At 58.7% G+C, this 13964-nt stretch carries 16 protein-coding genes; 7 read left to right on the top strand and 9 right to left on the bottom strand.

What is annotated here, in order from left to right; genetic code table 11:
• Positions 1 to 18 precede the first annotated feature (18 nt).
• Positions 19 to 597 carry a 50S ribosomal protein L7/L12-serine acetyltransferase gene (gene rimL / locus GQR96_RS13230; protein WP_004202802.1) on the top strand — a complete coding sequence of 193 codons (579 nt, stop codon included), beginning with the start codon at positions 19 to 21 and terminating at the stop codon, positions 595 to 597.
• Here the strand turns inward: rimL and ydcK are convergent.
• A complete protein-coding gene (ydcK, locus tag GQR96_RS13225; RefSeq protein ID WP_004202800.1) occupies positions 583 to 1563 on the bottom strand; it encodes a YdcK family protein in 981 nt (326 codons plus the stop codon). The genes rimL and ydcK overlap by 15 nt on opposite strands.
• Before the next feature lie 111 nt (positions 1564 to 1674).
• Here ydcK and tehA point away from each other — a divergent pair, with 111 nt between their 5' ends.
• The 3 genes from tehA (at position 1675) to GQR96_RS13210 (ending at position 4203) form a co-directional block, all read left to right on the top strand.
• Complete coding sequence (gene tehA / locus GQR96_RS13220) at positions 1675 to 2679, top strand: dicarboxylate transporter/tellurite-resistance protein TehA (RefSeq protein ID WP_032456157.1); 1005 nt, start codon at positions 1675 to 1677, stop codon at positions 2677 to 2679.
• A complete protein-coding gene (gene tehB / locus GQR96_RS13215; protein ID WP_017900473.1) occupies positions 2676 to 3272 on the top strand; it encodes a tellurite resistance methyltransferase TehB in 597 nt (198 codons plus the stop codon). The genes tehA and tehB overlap by 4 nt, the downstream gene beginning before the upstream one ends.
• Before the next feature lie 262 nt (positions 3273 to 3534).
• A complete protein-coding gene (locus GQR96_RS13210; protein ID WP_004202796.1) occupies positions 3535 to 4203 on the top strand; it encodes a DUF3313 domain-containing protein in 669 nt (222 codons plus the stop codon).
• A 47-nt stretch (positions 4204 to 4250) separates the two neighbouring features.
• On the opposite strand, the gene GQR96_RS13205 is transcribed toward GQR96_RS13210, so the two are convergent.
• On the bottom strand, positions 4251 to 5147 hold the full coding sequence (locus GQR96_RS13205) for a DMT family transporter (protein WP_065904371.1): 897 nt from the start codon (positions 5145 to 5147) through the stop codon (positions 4251 to 4253).
• Positions 5148 to 5332: 185 nt separating this feature from the next.
• Here GQR96_RS13205 and GQR96_RS13200 point away from each other — a divergent pair, with 185 nt between their 5' ends.
• Positions 5333 to 6202, top strand: a complete 870-nt coding sequence (locus GQR96_RS13200) for an AraC family transcriptional regulator (RefSeq protein WP_004202793.1) — start codon at positions 5333 to 5335, stop codon at positions 6200 to 6202.
• On the opposite strand, the gene GQR96_RS13195 is transcribed toward GQR96_RS13200, so the two are convergent.
• On the bottom strand, positions 6179 to 7345 hold the full coding sequence (locus GQR96_RS13195; protein WP_236948511.1) for a benzoate/H(+) symporter BenE family transporter: 1167 nt from the start codon (positions 7343 to 7345) through the stop codon (positions 6179 to 6181). The genes GQR96_RS13200 and GQR96_RS13195 overlap by 24 nt on opposite strands.
• 184 nt (positions 7346 to 7529) lie before the next feature.
• Here GQR96_RS13195 and GQR96_RS13190 point away from each other — a divergent pair, with 184 nt between their 5' ends.
• A complete protein-coding gene (locus tag GQR96_RS13190; RefSeq protein WP_004202791.1) occupies positions 7530 to 8099 on the top strand; it encodes a helix-turn-helix domain-containing protein in 570 nt (189 codons plus the stop codon).
• Between the two features lie 10 nt (positions 8100 to 8109).
• Here the strand turns inward: GQR96_RS13190 and GQR96_RS13185 are convergent, their stop codons facing one another.
• Entirely contained in the window at positions 8110 to 8277 is a 168-nt protein-coding gene (locus GQR96_RS13185; protein ID WP_032425876.1) for a hypothetical protein, read from the bottom strand.
• Positions 8278 to 8310: 33 nt separating this feature from the next.
• Here GQR96_RS13185 and GQR96_RS13180 point away from each other — a divergent pair, with 33 nt between their 5' ends.
• Positions 8311 to 10272 carry a peptidase U32 family protein gene (locus GQR96_RS13180; protein ID WP_004202789.1) on the top strand — a complete coding sequence of 654 codons (1962 nt, stop codon included), beginning with the start codon at positions 8311 to 8313 and terminating at the stop codon, positions 10270 to 10272.
• Between the two features lie 12 nt (positions 10273 to 10284).
• On the opposite strand, the gene GQR96_RS13175 is transcribed toward GQR96_RS13180, so the two are convergent.
• The 5 genes from GQR96_RS13175 to GQR96_RS13155 all read right to left on the bottom strand — a co-directional run bounded on the left by GQR96_RS13175 (position 10285) and on the right by GQR96_RS13155 (position 13578).
• Positions 10285 to 10518 (bottom strand): DUF2554 family protein, encoded by a 234-nt coding sequence (locus GQR96_RS13175; RefSeq protein WP_017900476.1) that lies wholly within the window; start codon positions 10516 to 10518, stop codon positions 10285 to 10287.
• Between the two features lie 149 nt (positions 10519 to 10667).
• Positions 10668 to 10949, bottom strand: a complete 282-nt coding sequence (locus GQR96_RS13170) for a hypothetical protein (protein ID WP_069734148.1) — start codon at positions 10947 to 10949, stop codon at positions 10668 to 10670.
• 96 nt (positions 10950 to 11045) lie between these two features.
• Positions 11046 to 11171, bottom strand: coding sequence for a DUF2474 domain-containing protein (locus GQR96_RS13165; RefSeq protein ID WP_004202785.1), 126 nt, complete (start codon positions 11169 to 11171; stop codon positions 11046 to 11048).
• Positions 11171 to 12181 carry a cytochrome d ubiquinol oxidase subunit II gene (cydB, locus tag GQR96_RS13160; RefSeq protein WP_065904367.1) on the bottom strand — a complete coding sequence of 337 codons (1011 nt, stop codon included), beginning with the start codon at positions 12179 to 12181 and terminating at the stop codon, positions 11171 to 11173. The genes GQR96_RS13165 and cydB overlap by 1 nt, the downstream gene beginning before the upstream one ends.
• Positions 12181 to 13578: a cytochrome ubiquinol oxidase subunit I gene (locus GQR96_RS13155; protein ID WP_065904365.1), complete on the bottom strand. Its 1398-nt coding sequence runs from the start codon at positions 13576 to 13578 to the stop codon at positions 12181 to 12183. Before GQR96_RS13155 ends, cydB begins: the two co-directional genes overlap by 1 nt.
• Positions 13579 to 13964: the final 386 nt, after the last annotated feature.

Genomic DNA, 13964 nt, shown 5'->3' with positions numbered 1-13964 from the left:
GGGCCCGTAGAGAGCCCCATGACCACAGACATTCCAGCAGTACCGGAGTCGATCCCGGTGACCGAGGCGCTGACGCTTATCGCCATTGATGAACGCTATGTCAGCGACCTGCACCAGCTGGTGGTGAAAAACCAGCGCTGGCTACAGCAGTCGCTCAGCTGGGCCGGCGAGGTGCGCAGCGAAGAGGAGACCCGCCGCCATGTGCAGGGTAACGTGATGCTGCATCAGCGGGATTACGCCAAAATGTTTTTGCTGTTTCTCGAAAAGCGGCCGATTGGCGTTCTGTCGTTTAACCAGATCGAGCCGCAGAATAAGACGGCCTATATTGGCTACTGGATCGATGAGGATCACCAGGGGCAGGGGTATCTGTCCCGTTCCCTGCAGGCCTTTATCCACCACTATGCCCGCAGCGGGCTGGTGCGCCGGTTTGTGATCAAATGTCGGGTGGCGAATACCCGCAGCAACCAGGTGGCGTTGCGTAACGGGTTTGTTCTGGAAGGCTGTCTCCGACAGGCCGAGTATCTGAACGGCAGCTATGACGATCAGAATATCTACGCCCGTATTATTGACCGCGACGAGGCGCTACAGGGCGCCTAACAGCGGCGTTCGGGTGATCTGCTGTTGGCCGCCGAGGGTCTTCGGGCCGCGCAGGTGAATGGCTTCTCCTTCCCGTGCGGCGATTTGCACCTCGTCCCCAAGAGTGACCTGGTGCTCAACGATCACATCGCCGACGATGACAGCCCGCCCCTGGATCAGCACGTCATCATCAAGCAGAATCGGTCCACCGCGCAGCTGCGCCTCGCCGCCCACCATCGCCCGATGCTTTAGCAGACAGTTGCCTTCAATCACCGCATTCTCCGCGACCTGCGAGCTGTAGCGCACGGTGGGAATGGCGTCCTCACCGCGTCCCGCGATCAGACGGGCATGTCCGTAAATCCGCGCGTTATCGCACACCCAGACGTCGTTCTCCTCGTTTCCCTCGAGCCTGGCATGGTCAAAGACTTCCGCCCGATGTTCGACAAAAGCGTGTTCGACGAAGGCCTCGCCATAGATCTGCGCCTGGTGGAGAATGCGCGACGCGCTGACGGTGGCTCGCTGATAAATCTGCAGCACTTTGTCGCGATCGGCGGTCAGCCCACGGGCGGCAATGACTTGACAGTGGGGCAGAAGACGAGCCTCATCGGCGAGGCGACAGTAGCCGCGCACCAAACTCTGGCTAATCGTGACGTTGTCACCAATCTGCGCGTGATGGCTGACCTGCGAGGCGTGAATGGATGCCCGTCCGCTGATGATAGCCCCATGGCTGACCACGCAGGGGCCATTGAGTCGGGCATCGTCGAGGATGCGCGCCCCGGCGAAGACCACGCTATTGGCATCGTAGATCCAGCATTCTCCCTGCTGGCTGAGGGCGCTTTCTTCATCCACCCAGCCGCCTTCGCTGCCCGCTTTGACGTCAGCGAAATCGATAAGCGCCACGATCTGGCGCAGGGTGACGCACTGTTTGCCATCCTCTTCCTGGTAACAATACTGCCGGGTCTGTTCGCTGAGACGGTATTTACGCATTCCCGATCCTCATTACTTATGGTTAACATAAACATAGCAAAGATCGCCGTAGCGCGTGGTATAAGGTTCCTTTAGAATGCAACTTCAAATTTAATTGATAACATCAATAAAATGAACAAAACGTATAGGTCGCAGCAGGTGCTTAACCTGCCGGCGGGATATTTTGGCATGGTGCTTGGCACCATCGGGATGGGCTTTGCCTGGCGTTACGCCAGCACCCTCTGGCCGGTCAGCCGCAGTATTGGTGATGGGCTGGTGACGCTGGCGATAGCGATATGGGTCTTGCTCAGTATGGCGTTTATCAGCCGGGCGATCCGCTTTCCGGCGAGTGTGCTGCAGGAGATGCGACATCCGGTCAGCAGCAGCTTCGTCAGCCTGTTTCCCGCCACCACGTTGCTGGTATCGATTGGTCTGGCGCCCTGGTGCCGACCGCTGGCCATCGGGCTGTTTGTGCCGGGCGTGGCGCTGCAGCTGGCCTATGCCGCCTGGCAAAGCGGCGGCCTGTGGCGGGGAAACCATCCTCGCGAGGCCACTACGCCGGGGCTGTATCTGCCCACGGTGGCGAATAATTTTATCAGCGCGATGGCCTGCGGCGCGCTGGGGTTTACCGACGCCGGACTGGTGTTCCTTGGCGCCGGGGTCTTCTCCTGGCTGAGCCTCGAGCCGGCTATCCTCCATCGTCTGCGCAGCGCAGGCGAACTGCCGACCGCGCTGCGCACGTCGCTGGGGATCCAGCTGGCGCCTGCGCTGGTGGCCTGCAGCGCCTGGCTCAGCGTTAACGGCGGTGAGGCCGATACCTTCGCTAAGCTGCTGTTCGGCTACGGTCTGTTGCAGCTGCTGTTTATGCTGCGTCTGATGCCCTGGTATCTTCGCCAGCCGTTCAATGCTTCTTTCTGGAGCTTCTCGTTCGGTATCTCCGCCCTGGCCACCACCGGCCTGCATCTGGGCCAGGCGAAGGCGGACGGCTTTTTTCATCATCTGGCGCTGCCGCTCTTTATTTTTAGCAATCTGGTCATCGGCCTGCTGCTGCTGCGCACAGGGCTGCTGTTGGTCAGCGGGAAACTGTTGCTACAGGTCGACCGGGAAACACTCCTGAATAAGAAGGAAGGATCATGACAACGCGAGACGCGGATTATTTTAGTGAAAAATATGGCCTGACCCGCACCCACTCTGAGGTGCTGCATGCCGCGACGATTGTGCCGCCGGGAAGGGCGCTGGATCTGGGCTGCGGCAACGGACGTAACAGTCTTTATCTGGCGGCGAATGGCTTCACGGTGACGGCGTGGGATAAAAATGCGATGAGCATCAACAATCTGGAGACTATTCGCGCCGCCGAAGGGCTGGATAATCTGCAGACCGCGGTGAAAGACCTCAACAGCCTGGCCTTTGACGGCGAGTATGATCTGATCCTCTCCACCGTAGTGATGATGTTCCTCGAGCCTGACACCATCCCTGGACTCATCGGCAATATGCAGCGCTGCACCGCCGCCGGGGGCTATAACCTGATTGTCGCGGCGATGGACACCGAGGACTATCCCTGCACCGTCGGCTTCCCGTTTGCTTTTAAACCCGATGAACTTCGGGAGTACTACCGGGACTGGGAATTACTGAAATATAATGAGGACGTCGGTGAGCTGCATCGGACCGACGCCAGCGGCAACCGGATCAAATTGCGCTTCGCCACGCTGCTGGCGCGCAAGCCCGCATAATCCTCAGCGGCGCGTGTAATTACTGAGATTGACCGCGCCGCCTCTCAGGAATACACCTCGGATCAAGAAGCGCGAAAATCCTCGCTGAAAAGAAAGGTTAAAGCCGACCTGTTAACGTTTTAAGTAATTATTTAATAACGTAATGTTGATCCCATCAATATTTGTATATCTTCCTTGACGAAGCCCTCATTTTGTCACAAAACTAGTGGGTCTTATCTGCTATAACGTCTGCCGAAAAAACTGCATTTACAGGGATCTCTTTATGCGTACTCGCGTGTTATTTAAAGTCGCCGCTCTGGCGGGGATGTTAGCGTTGACGGGCTGTGCGTCCAAACTGGCGCAACCGAATCAGTATTCGGGCTTTTTAAAAGACTATTCCAACCTGAAAGAAGCCACCACTGCCTCCGGTAAGTCGGAGCTGCGTTGGATCGATCCAAACTACAATCCGGCCAACTACGATAATGTCGTCTACCATCCGGTAACGTACTATCCGGTACCGAAGCCGACGACCCAGGTGGGTGAAAAGGCGCTGCAGGATATTTTGAATTACACCAACAAGCAGCTCAAACAGGCCATTTCCGAGCGTAAACCGCTGGCAACCACTGCCGGCAAGCGTAGCCTTATTTTCCGCGGGGCGATCACCGGAGTGGACTCCAGCAAAGAAGGGCTGCAGTTCTATGAAGTGGTTCCGGTAGCGATGATTGTTGCCGGTACTCAAGCCGCCACCGGCCATCGTACGATGGACACCGACCTCTATTTTGAAGCCGAACTGATTGACGCCAGCACCAACAAGCCAGTGATCAAAGTGGTTCGTAAAGGTGAGGGCAAAACCCTGGCCAATGAAAACACGCCGCTGACTATCGAAACCATGAAGCAGGTGATCGATGATATGGCGGTAGACGCCGTCAAATTCGACCCTTCCCAGCGGTAATCTCGTCAGCGCCGTCTGCCGACGGCGCTGATTTATCTTCCGCCGTTTCAGGCCAGTTTTCGGCGCAGCAGCAGCTGTTCCGGTTTGGCAAACATCACCAGATTACCCAACAGGATCAGCGCCAGTCCGATAACGGCGTTGCTGTGCCATACATACCCTTCATAGACGGTGGAGATGGACAGGGCGACCAGCGGAAACAGCAGCGTACTGTAGGCGGCTTTGCTGGCGCCGATGCGCCCTACAAGGGTGAAATAGGCGCCGAAGGCGACAACTGAGCCGAACAGCGCCAGGTAAAGCAGGGCGCCAAGATAGCTGACGGTCCACTCCGGCATGAAATTATCCCCGCGGAGCAGAGCGATAGCCCCCATCACCAGCGTGCCGTACAGCATCGCCCAGCTGTTGGTGGTCAGCGTCTCCAGCCCCCGCCGCTGGTGACGAATACTGAACATATTGCCCAGCGAAAAGCCATAGGTGCCCAGCGCGCTCAGACCGATCCCCCACAGTAGCGTTGCGTTTAGCCCGTTGGCCAGCAGGTCATCCCAGAACAGGGTGACGATACCGGCCAGACCGAGCGCGGCGGCAGCCCAGAAGCGTCCCGGCGGCTGCTGGCGGAAGAAAAGAAAGCTGTTGATGGCGTTAAACAGTACCGCCATGGAAAAGATCACCGATTCCAGACCGGTGTTGATCCAGGCGGCGGCGGTATAAAAGCACCAGAAATTGAAGCAGAAGACGCAGCAGCCCTGCAGCAGGCAGCAGAGATGGTCCTTCGCGCCCAGCGGCCGCAGACGTCGTGTGACGAGCAGAATCGCCAGCATTGTGACGCTGGCCACGGCGAAACGCCAGAATATCGATACCGGCGCCGCCACCGGCCCCTGCTGTAAAAAAATAGCAATCCACGTCGTCCCCCAGATAACGACAACGAGTGCATAAAGTAATGCGTTCACCCTGGTTCTCCTCTGCTTGTTGAACGGAGGAGTATGCCGCCTGCCGCAACCTGCGGCTTTCATCCGCTTGTTGTCGGCTTGCAAATTCTTGCGCTTATTTGTCTTTTGCCGGCGGTGAGGACTGGAAACCGCATCGCAGTCTCCCTAGACTAGAGTTTTCTTGACAGAACAGATGTGTGAAGGCGATGGGTTACGGGACGTTTGAAACATTACGGCGACAGAATGCGGTGCTGAAGGGCACCGTGGAGCTGAATTCCGGTATTCAACTGGCCGCGTGGTATAACAACTGCGATACCGTGACGGTGCGCAGCGATCATCATACCTTAAGCCTGTACATCGCCGATGGTTATGAAAGCTATCAAAAGACGCCGCACGGCTGGAAGAATGGCGGCGGCCCGGATCGCTTTTGCCTGATGCCGAAAGGCGATGAAAGCGTCTGGGATATCCGCGGCGATCTGTCGTTTGTCCATCTCTATTGTACCGATGCGCATCTGCGCCGCGTTGGGGAGGAAGTGTGGGATCGCAGCCCGGCAAACTTCACTTTGCAGGAAAAAACCTTCGCCAGCGATGACAAAATCACCAGCGTGTATCGTCAGTTTTTGCTGGCTAATGACTGGCGACAGCCGGCGAACCAGCTGACCCTTAGCGCCGCCAGCAGTTTGTTGCTCACCCATCTGATCCAGCACTATTCCACAGTGCAGTGGCGCTTGCCCTCGGTCACCGGAGGACTGGCGCCAGGGGTGAAGCGTCACGTGCTGGCCTGGATCGACGCTCATCTCGATCAGCCGTTGACCCTGGCCGATCTGGCGCAGCAGGCGGGACTGAGTGAATTTCATTTTGCCCGTATGTTCCGCCAGTCGCTGAATATGGCTCCGCATCAATATGTGATGCAGCAGCGAATGGCGAAGGCGCAAAACCTGATCTGCCACAGCGCGCTGCCGCTCACCGAGATCGCTCTGGCCTGCGGTTTCAGCTCCGCCAGCCATTTCAGCCATCGGGTCAAAGCCGCCACCGGCCTGACGCCCTCCCAGCTACGAGCGGCGCAGCGCGGATAACACGCCGTAGCTCACTCCGCCGAGCACCACGCCCCAGAACGCCGAACCAATTCCCGCCAGCGTCACCCCGCTGGCGGTGATCAGAAAGATCAGCACCGCCGCATCGCGCTCACTGGCCTGGTGTACCGCCTGAAACAGGCTACCGCCGATGGTGCCGAGCAGCGCCAGGCCGGCCAGCATCTGGATCCATGCTGTCGGCAGGGCCGACATCAGCGCAGTGATCGATCCCCCGAACAGACCGGCCAGAAGATAAAAACCGCCGGCGGCCATGGCCGCCAGCCAGCGCTGCTGGGGATCCGGGTGCGCTTCCGGGCTCTGGCAGATGGCGGCAGTGATCGCCGCAATACAGATGGAGTAGACCCCAAACGGCGCCAGCAGCAGCGCCAGCCCCCCGCAGACAACGATCAGCGCGGAGACCGGTACGACATAGCCTGCTGCCTGCAGGGTAGCGAACCCGGGCGCGTTCTGTGAAGCCATGGTGACGAGGAAGAACGGCAGGCCGACGCTGAGAAGCAGCGCCGGGGTAAACTGCGGGGCGATCCATTCCGGTGCGACAAACGCCAGCGGCACAGCGGCGCTGGCCACTTCCCCGGAGACCGCGGCTATCAGCGCCCCCGCAGCCAGCGCGGCCACCACGGCGAAGCGGGGCCACAGCGCCTTACACAGAAGCCAGGCGGCGAGCATGCCGCCGCACAGCAGCAGATGATCCTGTAAGCCGGCGAAGGCTTGCAAACCGAAACGCAGCAGAATGCCGGCCAGCATTGCGGCGGCCAGCGAATGGGGAATGATTTTCATCAGCCAGGCAAACAGGCCTGTGACGCCGCAGAGGACGATCAGCGCATTGGCGAAGATAAATACCCCCACCGCCTCGGGTAGGGTCACCCCCTGCAGGCCGCTGACCAGCAGGGCGGCGCCCGGCGTTGACCAGGCGGTGAGCACCGGCACTTTTCGCCAGCCGCTCAACGCGAGGGTGCTGACGCCCATGGCGAGGCCCAGGGCCGTCATCCAGCCGGCGATCTGCCCGGGCGTGGCGCCGGCGGCCGCGGCGGCCTGCCAGATGATGGCGGCAGAACTGGCGTAGCCCACCAGCACGGCGACGAAGCCGGCGAACAGGGTGGGAAGCGGAACGGTAAACGAGCGCATAGTTTTCTCTTGTGCGTTATAACGTCCGTTTACTCTATCATTGTACGTTATAGCGCACAAGCTATCCGCGGCGTGAGGGTAGCGCCACCGAGGCGCTCGTCGCAAACGGCCCGCGATGCCGCTAATCGCCCTGTAGAATGAGGCAAATGGGGGTATACTCTGGGCTGAAAAATCAGGAGGTAGGATGAATATTGCGCAACATCTGGCGGCCACCCTCAAACATCTGCGTCAGCAGCGCGGCTGGAGCCTGTCGCGTCTGGCGGAAGAGACCGGGGTGTCGAAAGCCATGCTCGGGCAGATAGAGCGGAATGAATCGAGTCCGACGGTAGCGACGCTGTGGAAGATTGCCACCGGGCTGAACGTGCCGTTTTCGGCATTTATCGTTCCGGATGACAGCGTGGCGCCCTCCGCGTTTGACCCGCAGCAGCAGGCGATGGTGGTAACCCCGGTCTTTCCGTGGGACCCGGAGCTGCGCTTTGATCATTTCTCGATAACCCTCGCTCCCGGGGCGCTGAGTGAATCGACGCCGCATGAACAAGGGGTGATTGAGCATGTGGTGGTGATTAGCGGTACTCTGGAGCTCTGCTTACAGGGGGAATGGCACTCGCTGCAGGCGGGTGAGGGTCGGCGCTTTGCCGGCGATGCGGCGCATGCCTATCGGAACAGCGGCGTCCTGGCGGCTCATTTCCATTCGCTTATCCATTATCCAAAAGAAAAAACCGCGGGCGAACCCGCGGCCAGACAAGATGACTGATGATAACCACTCACAACGTGACGAGGAAAATCCGGAATACGTAATGACAGTACTCTGTACGGTGATTTGAAGGAAATATCTTTTCCTTCAATACTTTGCTGAAAACTGAAAATTCGTCGTCCCATGACGGCGGAAAAGGTTTTCGTCTGCGCCCGGTTCTGACTACAATAGCCGCCATTTCGACCCCCTTATACTGGATAACAACACGCGTATGCGCCTGCACAATCATCGTCTTGAACTTCTTAGTCCTGCCCGCGACGCCGGTATCGCTCGCGAAGCGATCCTTCACGGCGCTGACGCCGTTTATATCGGTGGACCTGGCTTTGGCGCCCGCCACAACGCCAGCAACAGCCTGAGTGACATCGCCGGGCTGGTGCCTTTCGCCCATCGCTTTGGCGCCAAGGTCTTTGTGACGCTGAACACCATTCTGCATGACGATGAGCTGGAGCCGGCGCAGCGGCTGATCACGGATCTCTATGACGCGGGCGTCGATGCGCTGATTGTTCAGGATATGGGGATCATGGAGCTGGATCTGCCGCCAATCGAGCTGCACGCCAGCACCCAGTGCGATATCCGTAGCGTGGAGAAAGCAAAGTTTCTCTCAGACGCCGGCTTCAGCCAGATCGTGCTGGCGCGCGAGCTGAACCTCAGTCAAATCAAAGCCATCTACGATAATACTGACGCCACCATTGAATTCTTTATCCATGGCGCACTGTGCGTGGCCTATTCCGGCCAGTGCTACATTTCCCACGCCCAGACCGGACGCAGCGCCAACCGCGGCGACTGCTCGCAGGCCTGTCGCCTGCCGTATACCCTGAAGGACGATCAGGGGCGCGTGGTGGCCTATGAAAAGCATCTCCTGTCGATGAAAGACAACGACCAGACCGCCAACCTGGCGGCGCTGATCGACGCCGGGGTACGCTCCTTCAAAATTGAAGGCCGTTACAAAGACATGAGCTACGTGAAAAACATCACCGCTCACTACCGCCAGATGCTGGACGCCATAATCGAAGACCGCGGCGACCTCGCGCGCGCTTCAGCCGGCCGCACTGAGCATTTCTTTATCCCGTCCACCGATAAAACCTTCCACCGCGGCAGCACCGACTACTTCGTTAATGCCCGTAAAGGCGATATCGGCGCCTTTGATTCGCCAAAATTTATCGGACTGCCGGTGGGCGAAGTGCTGAAGGTGGGTAAAGACCATCTCGACGTCGAGGTTAGCGAACCGTTAACCAACGGCGACGGCCTTAACGTGATGATTAAGCGCGAAGTGGTGGGTTTCCGCGCCAATACCGTGGAAAAAACTGGCGAAAATCGCTATCGAGTGTGGCCGAACGAGATGCCTGCGGATCTGCATAAAGTGCGTCCGCATCAGGCGCTTAACCGCAACCTCGACCACAACTGGCAGCAGGCGCTGCTGAAGACCTCCAGCGAACGCCGCATCGCCGTAGACGTCACCCTAAGCGGCTGGCAGGAGCAGCTGGTTCTCACCATGACCTGTGAAGATGGCGTCAGCGTGACCCATACCCTTGACGGGGTGTTTGCCGAAGCTAACCAGGCAGAGAAAGCGCTAACCAACCTGCGTGACGGTGTCACAAAACTGGGGCAAACCATTTATTATGCGCGCGATGTGCAGGTCAACCTGCCGCCGCTGTTTGTTCCCAACAGCCTGCTCAACCAGCTGCGTCGTGAAACCGCCGAAATGCTGGATGACGCGCGTCTCAACGCCTGGCAGCGCGGTACCCGCAAGCCGGTCTCCGTGCCGCCCCCGGTTTACCCGGAGACCCATCTCTCCTTCCTCGCCAACGTCTATAACCATAAGGCGCGGGCGTTCTACCAGCGCTATGGCGTGCAGCTGATTGATGCCGCCTATGAAGCGCACGAAGAGAAGGGCGATGTGCCGGTGATGATCACCAAACACTGCCTGCGCTTTGCCTTCAATCTCTGTCCGAAACAGGCGAAAGGCTCCATCAAGAGCTGGAAAGCCACGCCGATGCAGCTGATCCATGGCGATGAAGTGTTGACCCTGAAGTTTGACTGCCGTCCGTGCGAAATGCACGTGGTCGGCAAGATCAAAAACCATATCCTCAAAATGCCGCATCCGGGGAGCATCGTGGCCTCCGTTAGCCCTGACGAGCTGATGAAGACCCTGCCGAAGCGCAAAGGGGCCTGATCTGCGGCGACGCTACTGGCTGTGTGATGCCCGCGGTTTGCGGGCGTCCTGCCAGCGGTGATGCTCGCGCAGGTCGGCGGCGTTCTCTTCGCACCGGCTGCGAAGCTCATCGCTATCCGCCTCATGCAGCAGCTGCTGTTCGAGACCCTGTACCGGAAAGTAATCGTGCCCCTGACGGTGGGCCAGCAGATGCCCGGAAAATAGCGCGCACAACAACAGCAGGGCACTCGTGCTTCTTCTCAACATACCTTTTCTCTGCGAATCAATGGCGTGGGCTTACTATGCCAGGGGCTGTGCAGGTTTTTTTCCCGGTTTATCAAAGAAGGGCAAGGGTTTGTCAATGTCTGCTGAAAGAGGGTGAAAAAAGCCTGGCGTAGAAGGCCAGGCCTGAGGGATTACGCTTTTGGCGGCAGTGGTTTCCCGCTGTGCTCGCCGCCTTTTGGCGGCTGCTTACCACCATGCTGCGGTTGTTTGCCGTCTCGTTGCGGCTGCTTGCCATCATGCTGCGGCTGCTTGCCGTTGTGTTGCACTTGCTTACCGTCGTGTTGGCCCTTTTTCGCCGGCAATTTACCCTGATGGTGCGCGCCTTTTTCTGGCGGCGGCGGGTTGTCGGCAGCGAAAGCCCATGACGATATTCCCAGCGTCAACGCGGCGGAGAGTAAAGCTAACTTCTTCATAGCAATATCCTTTATTCTGATGTGTCCGCGTATTTCAGCAGGTAAAAGTGAAGACAAGATGGAGAAGTCCAGATCCGGAATACTCTGCATCCCGGTTCAAACTTTAAGACCTGCGGCGGTCATCAGCAGGCGAAATAGCAGGCTGATGGCGGCCAGCGTCAGCACGCTGCCTCCCCACAGCGCGATCAGCCACAGCAGACGTTTGGACCAGACGGTTTTCATCAATGATAACCCTCCCCTGGCTGGACTTTGCCGCGGAACACGTAATAGCTCCAGCAGGTATAGCCAAGAATAACCGGAATAATCAGCAGCGCGCCCACCAGCATAAAGCCCTGGCTTTGCGGCGGGGCGGCGGCCTGCCACAGGGTGATCGATGGCGGAATAATATGCGGCCAGATGCTGATCCCCAGGCCGCTAAAGCCGAGAAACACCAGGCCCAGCGTTAGGGTGAAAGGCGAGACATGGCGGTCGTGCAGAGGCAGTGTGCGCCACAGCCAGGCGCTAATCAGGAGCACCAGCAGCGGCACCGGCAGCAGGAAATAGAGATTCGGCAGGCTGAACCAGCGGGCGGCGATCGCCGGGTGCGCCAGCGGCGTCCACAGGCTGATGACGGCAAACACCGCCAGCAGGGCAACCAGCAACTGTCGCGACGTGCTGCGCATCCGCTGCTGCAGCGCGCCTTCGCTCTTCATCACCAGCCAGGTGGCGCCGAGCAGCGCATAGGCCACGCACAGCCCGAGTCCGCAAAACAGGCTGAACGGGGTCAGCCAGTCAAACATGCCGCCGCTGAAGGCGCGACCGCTGACGGTAAAACCATTAATCACCGCTCCGACCACCACGCCCTGGCTGAAGGTCGCCAGCAGGGAACCGCCAAAGAAGGCGCGGTCCCAGAATGGCCGGTGCGACGGCGTGGCCTGGAAACGAAATTCAAAGGCCACGCCGCGAAAGATCAGGCCGATCAGCATCAGGGTCAGGGGGATCGACAGGGCGTCGATAATCACCGCGTAGGCGAGGGGAAAGGCGCCAAACAGACCGGCGCCGCCCAGCACCAGCCAGGTCTCATTGCCATCCCATACCGGGGCGACGCTGTTCACCATCACGTCGCGCTCTGTGCTGCCCCGGACCGTGCCGAACAGCATGCCAATGCCCAGATCAAAGCCGTCCATGACGATGTACATCAGCGTGGCAAAGACGATAATCACGAACCAGATCACCGATAATTCGATACCCATTAGCGAGACTCCTTCTGCAGATAACCTTCAGTAGCGGCGGACAGCGGGCGGGCTGGCGTACCGGTTGTCGCGGGTTGCACCTCCTGCGGCCCCTTGCGGATCAGGCGCAGCATGTAGCTGTAGCCGACCCCGAAGACGGCGCTGTAAACCACAATAAAGGTCAACAAACTGACCGACATATGCAGATCGCCGTGGGCGGAAACAGCCTCGGCGGTGCGCTGAACGCCATACACTACCCATGGCTGGCGGCCCACTTCGGTGGTCACCCAGCCGGCGAGAATGGCAATCAGTCCTGAGGGGCCCATCCACAGGGCGAAGCGCAGAAACGGCCGCGAGTGGTACAGCCGGTCGCCACGGCGCAGCCACAGGGCCAGCACCCCGAGCAGCAGCATCAGCATACCCAGACCGGCCATCAGGCGAAATGACCAGAACACCACGGTGGAGTTTGGGCGATCCTCAGGGGTGAACTCCTTCAGCGCCGGCACCTGTTTATCCAGGCTATGGGTGAGGATCAGGCTGCCCAGCGCCGGGATCTCAAGCCCGTAGCGGGTGCGCTCCTGCTCCATATCTGGCCAGCCAAACAGCAATAATGGCGTCGGCTCGCCTGGCGGGTTTTCCCAGTGTCCCTCAATGGCGGCGATTTTTGCCGGCTGGTGTTTCAGGGTGTTCAGGCCATGCATATCGCCGATCAGCGCCTGGACCGGCGCGACCAGCAGCGTCATCCATAGCGCCATGGAGAACATCTTGCGGATCGCTGGCGACTGATTGCCGCGCAGCAGATGCCAGGCCGCCGAGGCGCCGACGAACAGCGCGCTGCTGAGAAATGCCGCCACCGTCATGTGCAGTAAGCGGTAGGGGAACGACGGGTTAAATATCACCGCCAGCCAGTCGACGGGCACCACCTGGCCATCGACGATTTCAAATCCCTGGGGAGTCTGCATCCAGCTGTTGGAGGCGAGGATCCAGAAGGTTGAGATGATGGTCCCCAGGGCTACCATGCAGGTGGCGAAAAAGTGCAGCCCCGGCCCCACGCGGTTCCAGCCGAAGAGCATGACCCCGAGAAAACCGGCTTCGAGAAAGAACGCCGTCAGGACTTCATAGGTCAGCAGGGGGCCGGTGATGCTGCCCGCGAACTGCGAGAAACCGCTCCAGTTAGTGCCGAACTGATAGGCCATCACCAGCCCGGATACCACTCCCATACCGAAGTTGACGGCGAAGATCTTCGACCAGAAATGGTACAGCGAGCGCCAGGTGGGATTTTTGCTTTTCAGCCACAGGCCTTCGAGAACCGCCAGGTAGCTCGCCAGGCCAATGGTGATGGCGGGAAAGATAATATGAAACGAGACCGTAAAGGCGAATTGAATTCGCGCCAGATGGAATGCATCAAGACCGAACATGCAGGACTCCACAACAAAATTGATTCAGCGCAATTTTAGGCAGGGCGGTGGCAAGGGGGCAGAGGCAGTCGGGCCATTTTTTAGCATAACAGTTAGCGGCTGTTATGATCTTTTTGCCTGTCTCCGGGACATTCAGCGCAGTACTGCCCCTCGGGGGAGTCGCGCCGTTTTTTCAACCCTAAAAGCACAACCAAATTATTGGCCATGGGGAAATATGGATTATATATATCCTTTAATTATCGCAGGCTTACGAATTGGCTTAGACCTGAACTGAGGCGGGTATGGCCATTCAGGTTTTTTGGGCAATATCCTCAGAGCACGACAGTCAAAGCATTTCTTGTCGGTACTTTATTCATAAAAGTTTATGCCTCAACTCATTTATTAGT

The organism is Klebsiella sp. PCX (assembly GCF_021869705.1).
GTDB classification, from domain to species: domain Bacteria; phylum Pseudomonadota; class Gammaproteobacteria; order Enterobacterales; family Enterobacteriaceae; genus Klebsiella; species Klebsiella quasipneumoniae.
Note: the sequence above shows the minus strand (reverse complement) of the source record. Positions and strands in the feature narration are given on the sequence as shown.